Below are 17,868 nucleotides of genomic sequence, written 5' to 3' on the forward strand. Positions count from 1 at the left end.
ATAATACAGTTTGTATAATCGTAGTCCATTACATTCTGTAGCAGCGGAGTTAACATGTTAATAAAACCAAAGAGGTTACAAGCAGGAGATATCGTGGCGACAGTAAGTTCTTCATGGAGAGGCGCAGGTGATTCTGAGATAAGATAACGATATGACAGAGCTTAAATAAATAAAAACACTCCTATAAGATATGACTGTGAATTAGTACTTTTTAAATGATATGGAGATTACTTATCTAATGATAAAGGGGGATTTACGTGTATGGAAGTAACATTTACAGTAAGTAAATGGGATGAAAAACCAATTGATGATACTAGAAAAGATTTTTCTATTAATATTGCTCATGTTGAATATGATATTGATGGGGAATTAAAAGGAAAGGCTTTTGTTGAATACTTATTATATTATTTAGACTCAAATATAAATGATGGTCACTTGGCTACTGCTAAAATTTCTGGATTTTTACACTTTGAAGGGATTTATAAGGGGCAACAAGGGACATTTACAGCTATAGAGCAAGGAATATTTGATAAAGGAAATTTAGATTCCCCAGGAACAATTATTAAAGCTACCGGTAACTTAGAAAACCTGAGAGGATCCTATAATTATCAGTTTACAGGTCAAACTAGTAAACTAATTTTAGAGTTTGAATTTCAGCAAAATACCTTATAATTTAGTGGAAAGGACATTTCTTGTAATACTAGGAATGTCCTTTTTGTTGACGAGTTTATCCATCACCTATTTTCTAATAGTTAAGAAAAGAACAGAGTATATTACATAACGTCTTATTATCAGTATTCAACGATACATCAAATTTTCGTTATGAGGGAAATTAAAACTCTAAGCCTGAGAGGCAGCGGGGGCCCACTTATTCATTACTTTTCCTACCAATCAAAGAATAATGCCTGAAAAGCTCCCCTGCATTACTTCTTTTCCAAGTTGATTCATACATATAAACATTTTAATTATCTTTGGACGTTTTTTCATCAGGTTCTAATTGTTCAATGGTTACGTCACAACGAATGGTTACTATTAATTGGTGACTTTCTATTAAATGAAAATCGCCTCTTATAGAGCGCAGTTTTACTTATGTTCATTCTTATGCAAATTCTGAAGCATATTCTTCGTATGTCTTTAATGTATTAAGCAATCGAGCTGATTCAATCATGATTTCGTTCGATGAATCAGTTACACAAATGACAATAAATCGATTATCATCTCTATCTCCAAACAACCCTTCTGATTCAAGTTCCATTAACACATTTAACGTTTCTTTCAACAGTGTATGTACTCGTATGTTAAAGTCATCTTCGACGATATTATGATATTTCTTAATAATTTTGTTCACTTCATCAAACATTCCAAAATCGTCCCATTCGCTCCACTCAACAGCTCCGTATCTATAATAATTGTATAAAGGGTCCGATTTATTAACTTTGATTAGTCTTTCTTTATTTGCCACTGGTCCAATGCTATTGACACAATCGTCTGTTAATATGGAGTACCCGTATATTGTGTCAACACCGCATCTTGTTAAAAGTTCGTTATAATGACAACGAATTGCATTTTTCAATTCAACATAAAAACTTTTTTGCAGCTGCATTTTCATCGTATTTCCTCCATTTTTTGTAGCGACCTGTTGTTACATATTTCAATCTTAACATTAAAATCAACATTAAACGTTTACTGAGCCAAAATAAGAAAAACCGAAACTAAAATCATTTCGGTTTTTCTAACTAAAGAAGTCTATTTATTTTAAAGAATGGACAAACAACCCACTACGCAGTTTCGGTTCAAACCACGTTGATTTCGGTGGCATGACTTCTCCGGCATCTGCGATTGCTAATAAATCTTCCATAGATGTCGGATATAATGCGAATGCTGCTTTGTATTCGCCGCTGTTCACAAGGCGTTCTAGTTCTTCTAATCCGCGGATTCCTCCGACAAAATCGATACGTGAATCAGAACGCGGATCATGTATTTCAAGTACTTGGCTTAATAAATGATCTTGCAGGATAGATACATCTAAACCTCTAACAAGATCATTCGCATCAAATGTTTCTTCTTTCACAGTAAGCTTATACCACTTCTCATTTACATACATACCAAATGTTTTTGGCTCATTTGGTTTATACGGAGAAACAGGTGCTTCTTCTACATAAAAGTACTGCGTAATTTGATTTAAAAACTGTTCCTCTGATAAGCCATTTAAATCTTTCACAACTCGGTTATAGTCCCAAATCGATAATTCATCATGAGGGAATAGAACCGATAAGAAGAAATTAAATTCCTCTTCTCCTGTGTAATTTGGATATTGTTCTCTTCGCATAAGTCCTACTTTTGCAGCTGATGCAGAACGGTGATGCCCATCTGCAATATAAAGATTAGGAATATCTTCAAATGCGTTTACTAAAGTCGTAATTACATCTTCATCTGCAATCTTCCACGCAACATGCTTAACACCGTCTTCTGCTGTAAATGTATAAATTGGCGCATGTTCTTCTTTCCAGCTTCTAATTAAATGCTTTACTTCATCTTTTGTACGGTACGTTAAAAAGATTGGGCCTGTATTGGCGTCACACACATCTACGTGGCGAATACGATCTAGTTCTTTTTCATGACGTGTTCTTTCATGTTTTTTAATTGTATCATCTTCATACTCATCAATAGATGTACAAACAACAAGACCTGACTGCGTTCTTCCTTGCATCGTCAGTTCATAAATATATAGCGCTGGCTCTTCATCTTGTATGAACACTTCTTCTCGTATAAATTGCTTTAAATTGTCGCCCGCTTTTTCATACACGCGATCATCATACGGTGACAGTTCAGGATCTAAATCAATTTCTGCTTTATCAACATGCAAGAAAGAATATGGATTCCCTTTTACAACTTCCCTTGCCTCTTCACTATTTAATACGTCATACGGTAAAGCTGCCACTTGTGCCGCTTTTTCCTCTACTGGACGAATGGCCCGAAACGGTCGTATTTTTGCCACATTCCTCTCTCCTTTACACAATCATTCGAACGGCTACAACACCTGTAATTTTGCTTATATTTTCTACAATATTCTCTTTTATTATATCATCAATTCCGTTATCGATATCAATCATTGTGTATGCCCAAGAATGTTTACTACGATTAATCATATCGGCAATATTAATATGGTGTTCCGCTAAGCATCCTGTAATTTGCCCTACCATATTCGGGACGTTTTGATGCATAATTGTAATTCGTTTCTTTCCGATATACGGCAATTCTACGTTTGGATAATTTACTGAGTTACGAATATTTCCTGTCTCTAAATATTCACGTAATTGACGTGCTGCCATTACTGCACAATTTTCTTCTGATTCAGACGTAGATGCACCAAGGTGAGGTGTCGCTGTTACATTTTTCATCTTTATTACATTTTCATTTGGAAAGTCCGTTACGTAATGTGTAATAATATCTTCTTCTAATGCCTTTTGAAGAACCTTTTCATCTACAAGTTCTCCTCTAGAGAAATTAAATAGACGCATCCCTCTTTTCATCTTCTCTACAGCGTGTTCCCCAATAATCCCCTTCGTTTGATTCGTAAGAGGAATATGCAGTGTAATATAATCACACGTTGCAAAAATTTCATCAAGGCTAAATGCTCTTTGCACATGTGTAGAAAGACGCCAAGCTGTTTCAACTGAAATATAAGGATCATATCCGATAACATCCATCCCTAACGCTAACGCATCGTTCGCAACTAAAGCACCGATTGCGCCAAGTCCGATAACACCTAGACGTTTCCCTGCAATTTCTGATCCAACGAATTGTTTTTTTCCTGATTCAACAAGCTGTGGTACTTCTTCACCCTCTAAGTTTTTCGTCCAACTTACACCATTAATAATGTTACGTGAAGACATAATAAGACTGGCAATAATGAGTTCCTTTACAGCGTTTGCATTTGCCCCCGGCGTGTTAAATACTACAATTCCTTTTTCTGTACATCGCTCGACAGGAATATTATTTACACCAGCGCCAGCTCTTGCAATCGCCTTTAAGTCTTTTGAAAACTCTTCTTGATGTAAAGAGTAGCTACGAAGCAAAATTCCATCTGGATGATTGATTCTATCTCCTACTTCATAACGTTCTTCAGTAAAAACTTGCAAACCTTTTTCTGCAATTTGATTTAACGTTTGAACACGAAACATATCCCCATCTCCCTATCTATTCTCAAGCTCAAATTCCTTCATATAATTTACTAATTGCTGTACGCCTTGTACTGGCATCGCATTGTAAATACTAGCGCGCATACCACCGACTGATCGATGTCCTTTTAACGTAACAAGTCCTCGTTCTTTCGCTTTTTGTAAAAACTCACTGTTCAGCTCTTCTGACGGTGTTGTAAACGGAATGTTCATAAGTGATCGATACGTAGGATCAACTGGTGAAGTAAACAATTTTGATTCATCTAAGAAATTATAAAGAAGTGAAGATTTCATTCTATTTTGTTCTTCAATCGCAGATACCCCGCCTTGCTCTTTCAGCCACTCTAGTACAAGTTTCGTTACGTAAATACTAAAGGATGGCGGTGTATTATATAAGGAGTTATTTTTGCTGTAAGTTTCATAGTTTAACATCGTAGGACAAGAGCGATCTGCTCCCCCAATTAAATCTCTTTTTATAATAGCAATCGTTAAGCCCGCAGGTCCTAAATTCTTTTGCGCCCCCGCATATATAAGACCAAACTTCGAAACATCATATCGCTCTGATAAAATATTTGAGGACATATCCGCAACGAGCGGCACTTTTTCTACATGTGGAATGTCCACATATTTTGTCCCCTCAATTGTATTATTCGTTGTAATATGTACATAATCTAGTTTTTCATCGCTTAGTAAACCATCCAGTTTAGGAATCGTAGTAAACTTCTCTTGCTCGGAAGAAGCAATCACTTGTACTTCCCCAACTTTTTCGGCTTCTTGCAGTGCCTTTTTAGACCATGAGCCAGTTAGTACGTATCCAGCTTTTTTATACGTATTCATTAAGTTCAACGGTATCATAGAGAATTGTAATGACGCACCGCCTTGTAAAAATAAAACTTCATACTCATCAGGGATGCTCATTAATTCACGAAGTAAGTTACTCGCTTCCTCTATAATACTTTGAAAATAAGAAGATCGATGACTCATTTCCATAATAGACATGCCTGTCCCGTTATAATTTAATAGCTCCATTTGCACTTTCTCTAAAACTGGCAAAGGGAGTATTGATGGTCCTGCTGAAAAATTATAGACTCTCTCCATTACCCTCATAACCTCCCTATTTCTCATTTTTATTAATTTTTAAACTTTCTGAATTATAACCTAAAATATAATACGTGGTCAATTTGTTTTCTACTATTACGGCGCAAGACGCAATGGAATCGCTTGCATGTGCAAACTATTTTTTATAAACATACAAAAAAGTGTTAAGTACATAATCGTACTTAACACTCTAGTAATAAAGTATAATTGCTAATTGTCCGTGAAGAACCGATCAAAAATTTGATAAATAGCAGAAAGACCAATGAGCCAATAAATAGTGTCCACAAGCGCCGGCATAGAACCAAACCATTTCTCAACTACATTGTAATCTAACGCTACAAACAACCAATTCAAACCGCCGAGAATCACCAAAATTACTGTAAGGTAAGACAAAAATTTCATTATGATTGCCCCCTAGGTGATAAGATGGTGAAAGGCCTTTCACTAGAAATATATGTAGTAAACTTCAAAACTTACCTATTTTATAAAAATTATTTTCGGTACCAGCCGCTAATAACTGCCTCCGCTTCTTTACTATGTATTTGATACGGATGTGTACTATCATTAGAGCCAATAAACCAAATTGAAAAACCTTTAAAATATGGTTTCGGTTCTAATACATCGCGGTAAGCACGCCATCCATTTAATTGGATCCCTTTCGAAAACACATTTGAAACATCTGGATTCCATGGATTTTGTAATCCAAGTTCACGTGCTGGAACGTTAAATCCACCGAAGTAAACTGGCTTTCCTGTTGCATTATGTAATTGTTCCAATTGCTGAACAACATTTTGTCCACGGTTATATACTGTCGTCGCAAATAAACTTTGCTTCACTTCTTCATATGTTGGATTTCTTTTTCCTGAAACTTCAAACCAACTATCGATACTAACAATATCTACCTTCTTTAAATACGGACGGTTTATTTTCTCTATAAACTTCTCTTCATAAGAAGAGTCCCAGCTTGCTGTTAACCACCAGTTCATTTGATACAAAATATTTCCTTTATACTGATTACGAATAAAATCAATTGTATCGCTCCAGTATCCTTCTGCATACTCCATATTCACAAAATTAGAAGCAATCTTTAGTCCATACACATTGTATTTACTTGTAATGGAATTAAAAATATCTTGCAGAATAACCGTCTTCCAATTCCAGAAGAAATCATTAATGTTACTTGGGTTCCATTCTGTCTCTCCAACATTCCCCTGCTGAATATACGGGAACGGTTCCACTATAACTTGAATATTACGCTTTAATAATTCTTGAATTAAAATAATAGCTTGTTGCTTTTGCGCTTGATTAATTACCATGTTAGTAGAAGTCACATTCGGGATATCCACTTGAATTGGTACATTTACTGTATTTAAATTTAAGCGCTCCACATCCGCTAATACTTTCGCTACATTTCCAACTTCCCATACTGTTACGTTTCCTGATTTGATTTTTCCAGATTGAACAGTATTTACATCTGCCTGTACATTTCCTTGAAAACAAAAAGAAAACAACATAATAAACACTCCTAAAAAACTTATTAAACTCTTATTTTTCTTCACAACTTTCCCCCTATAATTTTTGGCTTTCTTGATTATTTTATACAACGTTTCACATTTATTCCAGAAAAAAATGAAGTGCCGTTCAACTATATTCATATAAATCTTCTAAAAATAGTAGGAAAAATAAAAAAGGAGCAGATTTCCGCTCCTTTTTATCCTTTTACGATTGAAATTATTGAATTCCTTCTGGTAACTTAATTGAATCAAACTTTTCATATGAATCAATCTTTATACTCACAACTGCATCCAATTTTTCCTTATCTGTACTAGCTTTTTTATCCGAGTTACTTTCACTCACTTTTATAGTTGTTCGCATCTCTTCAAATTTATAATCTTTTGTTATTATATATTCAATGTTAAACGCATCCATATTAAATCCTTCCGTTAATTTTTTCATATCCCCATTAATTTTTTGTAACGTATCTACCGCTTCTTTTCCCTTTAATTCAAGTGTAAGTTTATATGTGTCTCCATCTTTCTTTGCTTTCATTTTCTTAGCCAAAGCTTCCGGTAAATCTAACTCATTAAGTAAATTTTTACTGACCATTACATCATTTACATTAAATTGATCATTAGGTATCGTAACTAACTCTCCTGTATCAGGATTTTTCACTTGAGCAGCGACCTTTCCATTTACTTCATACGTTACAATATCTGTACCACTTATTTTCATTTCAGCTCTAGAATTCTTCAGTTTCGGCTCCATCTGTATTTTCATTTTAATTTCTTCTGATTGGCCGCTCCCCTTCATTGACATAAGAGATGTCAATGTAAGATATTCCTCTTGTTTTAATCCGTCAGCTGCTTTTTTAAAAATATCTTTCGCTACTAACTCTTTTTCTTTTTTTACAGATACTGTTTTAGGTCCACTTGTTTTTTCACTGCTACAACCAGTTGTTAAACCTACTATTAGCGCCAAACTAGATATTACAACCATTTTCTTCATACTGATCCTCTCCATTTCCCACTTAAAAATATTTTCATTCCATGTATAGTAAATCAACTGAAATAAACATATATACAATAATTATTTAACCTCTAAACGAAACCAGTTATTCAATCCGTATACTAACGTAACTAAAGCTCCTATTACACCAAAAACAACAATATTTATACCAATTGACGAACCAAATAAAACAGCCATCATTGACACCATCAGTAATAGCATGGCAATACTATTTATCTTAATTTCTACTACATCGCCATCTTTTACTTTCTTTTCTTTACTTCCAAAAAAGAATTGTTTTACTTTAATATTCGCTTCATCTAATTCAAAAGGAAGCGTATATTCTTCGTTATTCTCAAGTTTCATTACTACTTCGTTATCTACCTTTACAGCAACTCTTGCTGCTCCGCCCATCATCCCTGTTGCCCTTATTACTTTAACGCTCATATTAAATCCCCCTATTCGATTTCACTGCAACTATTAAGAAATTTTCCTTGTTGCACACTACTTCATCCTCCGTTTAATAAACATAATATTCCAAAAGATATTATAACAAGTCTCTGTATAATATTTTGTCAAAACTTGTCGCTTTTTTATAAAAAGGATATTTTATCCATTCTCATAATAAAAGAGACTCTTACAATCGTAAGAGTCTCTTTATTAAAGCAAAACTTTCATTAGCCGAAGGAGTATTACTTCATAAAACTGGGCCATCTGCAAATAAGAACTTACTATCACTTCGGCTGCAAAGTTAATACCTTCCCCTCTATCCCCTCCGTATTCAATGTAGTCGTATGATACGTTCCACTTACCCAATCATCTATTTGATCATGATACCAATCGCTTCTAAAATGTCCCGACTGTCCTGGTCCTACGATATGATAACCGTTTGACATATCTTTCGTATCAATAACGAATCGCCAAGAAGCTCCGTGATTTACAATGCCGTTCTCGCCGTAACTTGCTGCTTGGACGGTAACTTGACTTCCGCCAATTGGAACTGGTTTCTCACGATTAAAAGCTAGTAATGCTAACATACTCGATGATTTCGAAATTGGATGTGTAAAAGCGAGTTGATGATAATCGCCCCACTTCCACTCCGCAACATCCGGTCCATATTCTTTCTGCAATTTCTTCATTACATTCTCGTACGATGTATGCACAACTTTTGTGAAACCTCCATACTTCGTAAACCAAGCGCTATTTTCTCCCGCTACTTCTTTTCGAATTAATTCATCAACAACTTGTGACTTCCCTTTAAATAACTCCATCACATCTTTCGGTATTTCTTTTGAAAATAACGTATTCGAAATCTCTTTCATTAATAAATGAAAAATTAGTGGTGCCGCTTCATCTTTACTATCGTAAAAATTCCACTTTTTTAATTGGTTTACGCCTTCTTTCTCTACCTCATTTAAAGATGCTTTATTTAACTCTTTTAAAAATATAGGAGTAAACTCTTTCCCATATAAATTCTTTTGATCCATCTGTAACTCTTCTAAATCTTTCACCGTATACTTTTCTTTCTCTTGCAAAAATTCTTGAATACGCATTTGCCTATATGGCTGCGCCCACGTATTACTAATATGATACGGATAATCATCATCAACAATTTTATTATTCGCAGTTGAAATAAACCCTTCTTTTGGATTTACAACTTTCGGTAATTGATCAAATGGAATATACCCTTCCCATTCATATTCATCTGTCCATCCTGGAACAGGCAAGCTACCATCACCTTTTTTACGCGCTGGTATATTTCCATTCGCTTTATAAGCAATTGTGCCGTCGTTTGATGCAAACACAAAGTTTTGGGTTGGTGTATGAAAATCTTGAAGAGCGGTTTCAAACTCATTCCAGTCTTTTGCTTTGTTCATATTTAATACAGCTTTTAACTCAGCTGACGGTTCTAAAGCTGTCCACTTTAAAGAGAATACTGTTTTCGTTTTCTCCTTCCCCTTATCCGCAAACTCTGAAATTACTGGTCCATGCCTCGTAATCGTAGCGTTATAAGGAATTGTCTTCCCGCCTTTCACTTTAATAGACTCGTCTACAACGGTAGCTTTTTCCCATTTATCGTTATACAGAAATTCATTTTCATTATTAGGATTTCTCTTCTCAATATATAAATCTTGCACATCAGGCCCTGTATTCGTAACACCCCACGCTATTTTGTCATTGTGTCCTAATATAACACCTGGTACTCCAGCGAAAATAACGCCACTCACATTTAAACCTTTCATTTCAAGTCTCGTTTGATACCAAATAGAAGGCGTCGCAAGAGATAAATGAGGATCATCTGCTAAAATTGGCTTACCTGACGCACTCTTCTCACCGCTCACAACCCAGTTATTACTACCGTTAAACTCCGGCGGAATTATCGTTTTTGAAAAACTTTGTGCTACGTCCACATTTGTATTTTTCAGTTCAGCTAGCAATCTAGGGGCATCTTTCGGATATGCAGGAAATAGCTCATTCGCTTGCTCTTTCGGAAGATTTTTCAGCGCCCAATATCGAAATGCCTGTCCGTGCCAATGTCCTCCTAAGTCAAACGCCATATACTTCCCGATCGTTAAAGTATCAACAATTGACCACTCAGCAGGTTCATAACCTAATATAGTAAACTCAACTGGTAATTTCTTTTCCTCTTTCGCCTCACGTATAAAAGCGTTCACCCCATCAGCAAATGACTGCAGGGCATATTTCGCTTCTCCATCATATTGACTAACTGAAGCTTCGGCAGCTCGCCGTAAACCGAGTGTTCGAAACAATTTATCTCGATCAACAGCTGCTTCCCCAACAACTTCACTTAACATACCAGACGCTTGTCTTCTACTTAAATCCATTTGAAACAAACGATCTTGCGCTTGCACATATCCTTGTGAAAAATATAAATCATGTGCATTTTCCGATTTAATATGCGGTATACCTTTACTATCACGCTTCACCGTAACAGCTTGTTGTAAATCCTCTAGCTTTATCGTTCCATCTATCTTTGGCATAGATTTCAGCGTATATATGTTCAAAAAAATCGCAGCGGAAATAACTAACAAAAGAACGATACTACTAGCCCAAATAAAAATTCTTTTTCCCCTTTTTCGTTTCTTCTTTATAACGACTTCCATATAACCACCCCTTTCTCACACTATTCGCTTCTATAGTAAAAGAACCTTTTAGACTAGAAAAAATCCTTATCCAAACTATGGATCATACGAACCAAATACTTCTCTCCTATGCATTTCTTCACTAAAATCTACTCGTCCTTTCTTACACCAATTCCTCAAAATCCCCTTCACATAAGCTAACGTTTTCTTATTATTTTCAAACGCAATTTTAAGTGCCTCTAACACTTTCTCTCCAGAAAGTCTTTGTATCCAATTCTTCAATTCCTTCACAATATATGGGGATAAACTACTAATATTTTGTTCATAAAACTTATAAACTTCACTATTTGGAACGTCCTCTTCTATGGTTTCCACCTCTATCTCTTCCGCTTCTTCTTTCTCTTCAATAACTACTTGTGAACTACTATTATCCTCTTCTTTTGGCATACCAAAATGCTGCAATAATAATGGAATCTTGTATTCTTCTTCAAGGCATTTACGTAAAAATATATGTATGAACTCATTACTTTTTATAGTCTTTAACTCACGTAATACGCACTTCTCCACATTCGTATTTGAAATAGGGTTATAGTGTAACCAGTTTATTATGAATACCTCTTTCGTTTCCGTATCATATAGAATCTTTCCATACTCAACAAACCTGTTTAGCAACTTCTCAACAGTCTCCATACTATAACCTGTTTCAAGCTCTGCCACACGCTTCGGTAATATGTAAATACCACATTGCTTCGTTTTCGTACCAGTTAACAAATATATATAAAAATAACGCTCCTCTGGCGTTAAATCTAATATGAATTCATCTTGCCAAAAGTTCACCTGCACACTACGGTATACTGCCATATGTTTCCCTCCACTCTTTGCTAGTAAATAGGAAAATTTTAATCCTTCATTATAAAGATAGGCATGCGGGAATGGTTTTGGCATTCGAATTACAATTTTTTTACTACTACAACGCCGGTTTCATTTTTTCGCGCTTGTTTTGTTCTTGTAGTTGTTTTTGTTTTTGTTTTTTCTTAGTGATTTATTACTTGGTAGGGGCTTATAAGGGGCTTGGAAGGGCATTCTACATTACAATCTATCAAATACAATTTGTTCTTCCTACTAAATAGGAGCTATTCCAAATTATTATTTTGGATAGCTCCTTTCAAATTCTTCTTATTTTTTTACTTCTACCAATGTCAGCTTCTACATACAATTTCTTCTGCTATTTGTGGGCAGTAACACTCTCATTTCAAAATTTGGTGAATAAACTGCTTGATTGCAATGCGAGTGGCCCTCACTGATTAAAGTTTCCTTTTATTTTTGCATTGAATCTAACATCTTCACAATAAAGGCAGCCGCCTGACCACGAGTTGCTGTGCCTCGAGGATCAAACTCATTATTTCCAATACCATTAACTACCTTTAGACTGTATAATCGTTGAACCGATTCTTTGTATGTTATTAAATGCTTATCTGTAAATGGTAATGCTACTAACTCACCTGTAATTCCTTTATATCGTAATGCTTTGTCAATCATAATAGATACTTCTTCACGAGTAATTGGTGAGTTAGGATCAAAAATCCCTTCACCACGACCATTAATAATTCCTGCACTTGCACAACGTTTAATACCGTCATGAAGTGATGGATGTGCCTCATTAATATCTACAAATGACTTATTTCCCTCTGGTAGTTTAAGAGCATTCGAGATTAATTTCGCAAACTCCGCTCTCGTTACATTTCGATATGGAGCAAATACACCATTGCCTTCGCCTTGCATAATACCTAGACTGTTTAATTTACGAATATGCCCTTCAAACCAGCCACCTGTAATATCATCTTTTGGTTTTTGTACTTCTTCCTTAGGCTTTTGTACTTCTTCCTTTGGTACATTGTAGTTAATTTTAATCCAACTTGGGTCATAGAAAATCCATTCTCCATTACCTACTTTATACCAACCATTTTTAACGGCTAATACTTTGTAACGATCTCCGTTTGAAGCTTTACGTACAACACGATGTTCAATACCCGCATCACTACGTACATTGATGCCACTACCATTTACCACTAGTTCCATGCTAGGTTCAGCTGGATTATTTTCATTTGGATTAAATGAGTCATTTTTATCTTGTAAAGGCGTATCAATCTGCGCATTTATATTTGCATACCACTGAATTCCTTGTACGAAACCAGCCCAATTACCACGTGAAATTAAAATGTCAGGACATTTTTTCCCGCTCCATTGTTGATGCTTGTAAATATGATCTGCACCAATTCCTTCTTTGTTCATTAAATAACCTGCAAGTCGTTTTGCATTTTCTAACGCTTTATTGTAATCACCGTCTTGGTTAACCGCAATCTCGATACCGATAGACTCCCTGTTTCCTGAACCATCTCCATCTCCTGCATGCCAACCATTTTCGTTTGTTGGTAAGTGTTGATAAATTTGTTTATCATCTACAGTAAAATGCCATGAAGCTGTTCGGAAAGTGCCTTCAGTTGCTTGCTTGTATAAATATTTCGCATGATTTTCAGCATTAGCACCAGCAGCTGTATTTGCGGTCTCATGGATTGTAATGTAACGTGCTTTCATCGGATTTGCAGGACGAATATCAGGATTTCCTGCTGGAACAATCCACTCCACAAATGGAACTCCTGCAAGTGTTCCATATTTCTTCGTACTCTGTGCACTATATTGAATACCTCTTGGCTTTGCAACAGGTTTCATTTGACGATCAGATCCATCATTTCGACCATCTACAGATTCAAATGCCTTTTCAATGTTTGAAATAGCTTCCTTTTCTGCTACTTGTCCCTTCTTAGCATCTTGCATTTTGTTTAATTCTTCTGTTTCATCATGTTTATGCTTATATTCTTCTAAAAGCATTTTTTCATTTTCAGATACTTCTGCTTCGTTAATTTGTACATGATCAGGAACTTCCAACTTGAAATTAGAATAATTTAATCCGCTCGTTCCGTGTTCTCCTTGGGCAATATTAAGTTGATCAGTTTGAGATTTGTTGATCTCTTCTGCTGATGCTGATAAAGGTGCGCTCCCTAAAATCACTAGACTTGTTGATAGTGCGATTACTTGTTGTTTGATTGTCTTATTCATTATTATAATAAATACATACACACTCCCACCGTGTATGTATCTCAACCTCCCTTTATTGTCACATTAATTTTTAAAAATATGAATCTACTATGTACTCCTAATATATTTTCTTTTTATTTATATATTTAAATTACCATATTTTATACCCATTAAGAAAATATTTATATGTCATCCCTACAGATGAATTTCATCTAACATACTTTTTATAAAATTCATCAACAAACATTATTTTACAACTAATTACAAATACCGTCAAAATAATCAATTTAAACTTAGACAAATAACTGGCATACAATTTCATAATAAGAGATCCTATACTATCGAAATACATCTATTACAAATTCCCTTTAACGTTTTCAACAATCTCATTTATCGTATTCCGATCAAACTTATCACTAATTTCATATGACTCACGATCTCCTACGAATTGCACGCCTACGATATCATTGCGATCCTTACCGTATTGCACTTCAATAATAGATCCTCGCTCTATTTGTTTCCAAATGAGACCTGCTTCATCTTTATTATCTAAAATAATGCAGTCTTCAATATTTTCATCAATCCCAATTAATTTATTATCATCCATATATCCAATCTCGTATTGTTGCCGTTCTTTCGCTTTGCCACTTACTAATATACCTTTGCTACCATATGAGTAATCCATATAGTCCTTTTTCTCCGTTTGTACCGCTTTCGGCTTTTGTGCTTCAGTTTTTTCAGCAGCCCCACAACCTGTAATAAGACTGATTGGGATAACCACTATTAATACTAATCTAGTAAATTTTTTTATCATTTGTAACCAACCTCATATATTTAATGCAAAACTCCATTTATTACTCTATTAAAGAATAACATGATACTAATTAAACAGAACGAAAGATAACATATTATTTACATACCCACTCTTTAATGAAGGACCAGGCCATTTAAACCTAGTCCTCCATAACTTTAACTTTGCTTCACATACCTAATTGTATGAAATGACGTCTCATTAAATAATTGCAAGTTTTCCCCATCATAATCTTGAACTTTATATGCTATTTTCTTTTTTTGAATTGTATCTTCTACACCGTCTACTAAACGTTTATTGAGATGTAAATAGATTGTAAAAGCTTCCTTATCATATTCCCAAGTGCCTTCAATATAATTCTTTTTATTTGGATACTCACCTTTACCATACGTTTCAAATGTCTTATCACCTTTTAGAATAAGTGACATAATGAAACCGTCTGTTCCTTTGAATCCCCAATTACCGATTAATTCCGTACCATCTTTCACATTCTTCATAACGTTATCCGTATTAATTCCAGCTTTCTTATCTAACTCTTTCAAATCTTTCACAGATACTGTACCGTCACCGATTTTAATATCCCCTTCAAGATCTTTGAATGCCTTAAGCCAGTAAATATCTCCTTCTTTCACTAACTTTTCGGATTTCTCCATTAACTCTTTATCAGTCTTATCGCCTTTTTCTCTTTTTTCTTTTCGGGTGAATACTTCATTTATTAAAGAAAAAGACTCTCTAAAATAACCAATTGCTTTTTCAAAATCCTTTTGTTGATTTACATACTCTGTAGGGGGATCTATCGACTCAAATTTATCTAACACTTTATTTAATTCTTTCACACTATCTACTATATCTGATTTCTTTTTCTTACCGTCAAAAACCTCTCTTGTAATATTGTTATGCTCCGCAAACAACTTATCAAACTCTACCCCTAATTTATACACTTTATTAGGATAGTCTTCCTTTGAAACTTTTTCTTTCTTACTATTAGACTTCGATTCTTTTACTTTAGACTCTTCCGTTTTCTCCTGTTTAGAAGTGTTCGTTTTCTCAGAAACTCCACAACCAAATAACAACATGACCGGAACTGCTACCCCTAGTAGTTTCTTTGCATTCATGACTGATTTCTCCTTCTACTTGAATAGATTACTCTTGCTATACCCATCCTCTTTTTTTATCTTGTAATTAAAGTTACAATCGCAATAACTCCTAGAATCGGTCCCCAATATTCCATTTTTATAAAAAATAATGAGTGCTTTTTGTTAAACATAACTTTTTCACCAGTTTCGGCATCTATATAAACTTTCCCATCTGGCTTATTAATATATTTACCTAAATACCAAGACATAACCCCTGATATAATAAACATTACCGCCATTGGCCAACTATGGTCTTGAAAATATGTAGCGTCCCCCGTTATAGATCCAAAGATAGCCTTACCCAAAAGAGTATTAATAATTACAATAATTGCGACCAAAAAACCCCAACCAGACCAAATAATCATCTATTTCTCCTCCTAAAGCGTACAACTTTGTACTTTATGTTAATTTGAACTGCAAACGAAAATGTTTAAAAAACCGAATATTCAGACGTTGATAATTATATTTAGCTTACATTCGATTCTAACTTTAATGTCCTAAATGCAAATGAACCAGATATAATTTGTAAAATTGTCGGAATAAGTAAAAAGAATAATGACATAAACAACATAACTATAGGAATCACAATCATACAAACTCCATAAACTTTATTATTAACCTTGTTTACTAAACACGATAAAATGAACAATCCTATTTGAACCGTTAAAATAATAGAGTAATAAGCTAAAAGTTCGTAATCAACACCTTCCATAATATTAAACGCTACAACTATTAATATTATGGAAATAATAATTCCCAAAATGCCACCAATTAAACCTAATACAAATTCAGGTGTTCTTTTCAATTCAATCCCCCTTTTTTGAAAAACTAACAACTTGTATATTTTTCCCATTCACCATCATACCAAATATTTATTGGAAAAACTATACAAATCATTTTTATTCTACTGTACTTTACTTCTAACTATAGATAACTTGTAGCAGTTACAAAATTAAAACCTTCACAATTACTTACTGAATTGTCATATTGAAAATTATAAATTAAAACGATAGAATTATAGGATTTATTTAATTTAACTACTTCCTTAATTCGAGAAAGTATTTTATCATCATATGAACATCCCGTTAATAACATAGAAATGTCATCACTCGCTTCTTCTAACACTTCCTTTTCAATAAAATCTTCATCTACATCAATCATATCAATATTAAAATCAACAAAAAATCTTGCTGGTATAGAGTCTCCTTCTTCATCATACGTAACATCTATATATGTATCCAACTGATCTTGCGTTTGCATATTACCGAACCATATTGAAACCATTCCGTGTACTTCCATTAATAGCGTCCTCCATTATGAATATATATTCTCATTCAACTTACGCTTTAAAATTCATGATTTTTATAAAAACCATTTCTTCTTTCCTTTCAGTCAAATAGGATTATTCGGAAATTCATTATCATACTTATTAATTAGCGCTTTATCATTTTCATTAATTGGTACTTCACCTAAGTATTTACGTTTCCAAATAATCATTTGATCACTAAAACTATATTCTGTTTCGAGCCAATTGGTATAATCGAAATGCATGTTAAATTCCCCACTATGTTCCAGAGACATTGTAAAAGAGTACCAAAGCTCTTGCTGATTATCTTTAAAAACATCTCTTAATTCCTTACTCAATTTATATAAAGAATCTTCTTTCCTTTCAAACTCCTCTTCATTAACTTCGTATTTAAAAGGAATTTCTACACTATACTTATAATTTTGTTTATTTCTGAAGTTGTTATAGAAAAAGTAAGTTCCCCCTCCAGCTTCTGATATTTGTGCATAAAAATAAAATTTCTCCCATTCTTCTGGAATCATGGCATGAACCGTTTCCGCTATCTCTCTATATAATCGATTCAATTTTATTTCCAATTGAATACCCCCTATTTGATGTTCATCATTCACTTTTTCTATATTATACCACCCTT

At 34.3% G+C, this 17,868-nt stretch carries 18 protein-coding genes; 1 reads left to right on the top strand and 17 read right to left on the bottom strand.

Annotated features, from left to right (window positions below):
• Nucleotides 1-261: 261 nt before the first annotated feature.
• Nucleotides 262-672 (top strand): DUF3224 domain-containing protein, encoded by a 411-nt coding sequence (locus ACTFRU_RS04345; protein ID WP_440037495.1) that lies wholly within the window; start codon nucleotides 262-264, stop codon nucleotides 670-672.
• A gap of 427 nt (nucleotides 673-1,099) precedes the next feature.
• Here the strand turns inward: ACTFRU_RS04345 and ACTFRU_RS04350 are convergent, their stop codons facing one another.
• From ACTFRU_RS04350 to ACTFRU_RS04430, 17 genes are all read right to left on the bottom strand, one after another.
• Entirely contained in the window at nucleotides 1,100-1,609 is a 510-nt protein-coding gene (locus tag ACTFRU_RS04350) for a DUF4303 domain-containing protein (protein WP_000783832.1), read from the bottom strand.
• A 141-nt stretch (nucleotides 1,610-1,750) separates the two neighbouring features.
• A complete protein-coding gene (locus tag ACTFRU_RS04355) occupies nucleotides 1,751-2,998 on the bottom strand; it encodes a DUF1015 domain-containing protein (RefSeq protein WP_001063071.1) in 1,248 nt (415 codons plus the stop codon).
• A gap of 13 nt (nucleotides 2,999-3,011) precedes the next feature.
• Nucleotides 3,012-4,184, bottom strand: coding sequence for a 3-phosphoglycerate dehydrogenase family protein (locus ACTFRU_RS04360; protein WP_000490228.1), 1,173 nt, complete (start codon nucleotides 4,182-4,184; stop codon nucleotides 3,012-3,014).
• 12 nt (nucleotides 4,185-4,196) lie between these two features.
• Nucleotides 4,197-5,279, bottom strand: coding sequence for a 3-phosphoserine/phosphohydroxythreonine transaminase (gene serC, locus ACTFRU_RS04365; protein ID WP_152121514.1), 1,083 nt, complete (start codon nucleotides 5,277-5,279; stop codon nucleotides 4,197-4,199).
• 210 nt (nucleotides 5,280-5,489) lie between these two features.
• Nucleotides 5,490-5,681 carry a DUF378 domain-containing protein gene (locus ACTFRU_RS04370; protein ID WP_000670803.1) on the bottom strand — a complete coding sequence of 64 codons (192 nt, stop codon included), beginning with the start codon at nucleotides 5,679-5,681 and terminating at the stop codon, nucleotides 5,490-5,492.
• Nucleotides 5,682-5,770: 89 nt separating this feature from the next.
• The gene (locus tag ACTFRU_RS04375) at nucleotides 5,771-6,838 is read right to left on the bottom strand and encodes a glycoside hydrolase family 113 (protein WP_113303475.1); all 1,068 of its coding nucleotides are present in this window, start codon (nucleotides 6,836-6,838) and stop codon (nucleotides 5,771-5,773) included.
• 172 nt (nucleotides 6,839-7,010) lie between these two features.
• Nucleotides 7,011-7,784, bottom strand: a complete 774-nt coding sequence (locus tag ACTFRU_RS04380) for a DUF6612 family protein (RefSeq protein ID WP_098284157.1) — start codon at nucleotides 7,782-7,784, stop codon at nucleotides 7,011-7,013.
• An 81-nt stretch (nucleotides 7,785-7,865) separates the two neighbouring features.
• Nucleotides 7,866-8,231 carry a hypothetical protein gene (locus ACTFRU_RS04385; protein WP_000114231.1) on the bottom strand — a complete coding sequence of 122 codons (366 nt, stop codon included), beginning with the start codon at nucleotides 8,229-8,231 and terminating at the stop codon, nucleotides 7,866-7,868.
• Nucleotides 8,232-8,518: 287 nt separating this feature from the next.
• Entirely contained in the window at nucleotides 8,519-10,909 is a 2,391-nt protein-coding gene (locus tag ACTFRU_RS04390) for a penicillin acylase family protein (RefSeq protein WP_152121516.1), read from the bottom strand.
• 75 nt (nucleotides 10,910-10,984) lie between these two features.
• Complete coding sequence (locus ACTFRU_RS04395) at nucleotides 10,985-11,833, bottom strand: DnaD domain-containing protein (RefSeq protein ID WP_152121517.1); 849 nt, start codon at nucleotides 11,831-11,833, stop codon at nucleotides 10,985-10,987.
• Between the two features lie 372 nt (nucleotides 11,834-12,205).
• A complete protein-coding gene (locus ACTFRU_RS04400; RefSeq protein ID WP_033673070.1) occupies nucleotides 12,206-14,005 on the bottom strand; it encodes an S-layer homology domain-containing protein in 1,800 nt (599 codons plus the stop codon).
• A 334-nt stretch (nucleotides 14,006-14,339) separates the two neighbouring features.
• Nucleotides 14,340-14,798: a hypothetical protein gene (locus ACTFRU_RS04405; RefSeq protein WP_000591634.1), complete on the bottom strand. Its 459-nt coding sequence runs from the start codon at nucleotides 14,796-14,798 to the stop codon at nucleotides 14,340-14,342.
• 155 nt (nucleotides 14,799-14,953) lie between these two features.
• Nucleotides 14,954-15,910, bottom strand: a complete 957-nt coding sequence (locus tag ACTFRU_RS04410) for a DUF3994 domain-containing protein (RefSeq protein ID WP_078384798.1) — start codon at nucleotides 15,908-15,910, stop codon at nucleotides 14,954-14,956.
• A gap of 56 nt (nucleotides 15,911-15,966) precedes the next feature.
• On the bottom strand, nucleotides 15,967-16,296 hold the full coding sequence (locus ACTFRU_RS04415; RefSeq protein ID WP_000587853.1) for a hypothetical protein: 330 nt from the start codon (nucleotides 16,294-16,296) through the stop codon (nucleotides 15,967-15,969).
• 101 nt (nucleotides 16,297-16,397) lie between these two features.
• Nucleotides 16,398-16,736 carry a DUF4064 domain-containing protein gene (locus tag ACTFRU_RS04420; protein WP_000831724.1) on the bottom strand — a complete coding sequence of 113 codons (339 nt, stop codon included), beginning with the start codon at nucleotides 16,734-16,736 and terminating at the stop codon, nucleotides 16,398-16,400.
• A gap of 119 nt (nucleotides 16,737-16,855) precedes the next feature.
• On the bottom strand, nucleotides 16,856-17,230 hold the full coding sequence (locus ACTFRU_RS04425) for an immunity 22 family protein (protein ID WP_000451794.1): 375 nt from the start codon (nucleotides 17,228-17,230) through the stop codon (nucleotides 16,856-16,858).
• 93 nt (nucleotides 17,231-17,323) lie between these two features.
• On the bottom strand, nucleotides 17,324-17,812 hold the full coding sequence (locus tag ACTFRU_RS04430) for an antitoxin YezG family protein (RefSeq protein ID WP_000403544.1): 489 nt from the start codon (nucleotides 17,810-17,812) through the stop codon (nucleotides 17,324-17,326).
• Nucleotides 17,813-17,868 lie beyond the last annotated feature (56 nt).

The organism is Bacillus cereus group sp. MYBK220-1, assembly GCF_051916445.1.
In the GTDB taxonomy this organism is placed as follows: Bacteria; Bacillota; Bacilli; order Bacillales; family Bacillaceae_G; genus Bacillus_A; species Bacillus_A cereus.

Excerpts from the sequence above, each read along its gene's own strand:
- ACTFRU_RS04345 (WP_440037495.1), top strand. The coding sequence starts at position 262 with ATGGAAGTAACATTTACAGTAAGTAAATGGGATGAAAAACCAATTGAT.
- ACTFRU_RS04350 (WP_000783832.1), bottom strand. The coding sequence starts at position 1,609 with ATGAAAATGCAGCTGCAAAAAAGTTTTTATGTTGAATTGAAAAATGCA.
- ACTFRU_RS04360 (WP_000490228.1), bottom strand. The coding sequence starts at position 4,184 with ATGTTTCGTGTTCAAACGTTAAATCAAATTGCAGAAAAAGGTTTGCAA.
- serC (WP_152121514.1), bottom strand. The coding sequence starts at position 5,279 with ATGGAGAGAGTCTATAATTTTTCAGCAGGACCATCAATACTCCCTTTG.
- ACTFRU_RS04370 (WP_000670803.1), bottom strand. The coding sequence starts at position 5,681 with ATGAAATTTTTGTCTTACCTTACAGTAATTTTGGTGATTCTCGGCGGT.
- ACTFRU_RS04380 (WP_098284157.1), bottom strand. The coding sequence starts at position 7,784 with ATGAAGAAAATGGTTGTAATATCTAGTTTGGCGCTAATAGTAGGTTTA.
- ACTFRU_RS04385 (WP_000114231.1), bottom strand. The coding sequence starts at position 8,231 with ATGAGCGTTAAAGTAATAAGGGCAACAGGGATGATGGGCGGAGCAGCA.
- ACTFRU_RS04390 (WP_152121516.1), bottom strand. The coding sequence starts at position 10,909 with ATGGAAGTCGTTATAAAGAAGAAACGAAAAAGGGGAAAAAGAATTTTT.
- ACTFRU_RS04395 (WP_152121517.1), bottom strand. The coding sequence starts at position 11,833 with ATGCCAAAACCATTCCCGCATGCCTATCTTTATAATGAAGGATTAAAA.
- ACTFRU_RS04400 (WP_033673070.1), bottom strand. The coding sequence starts at position 14,005 with ATGAATAAGACAATCAAACAACAAGTAATCGCACTATCAACAAGTCTA.
- ACTFRU_RS04405 (WP_000591634.1), bottom strand. The coding sequence starts at position 14,798 with ATGATAAAAAAATTTACTAGATTAGTATTAATAGTGGTTATCCCAATC.
- ACTFRU_RS04410 (WP_078384798.1), bottom strand. The coding sequence starts at position 15,910 with ATGAATGCAAAGAAACTACTAGGGGTAGCAGTTCCGGTCATGTTGTTA.
- ACTFRU_RS04415 (WP_000587853.1), bottom strand. The coding sequence starts at position 16,296 with ATGATTATTTGGTCTGGTTGGGGTTTTTTGGTCGCAATTATTGTAATT.
- ACTFRU_RS04425 (WP_000451794.1), bottom strand. The coding sequence starts at position 17,230 with ATGGAAGTACACGGAATGGTTTCAATATGGTTCGGTAATATGCAAACG.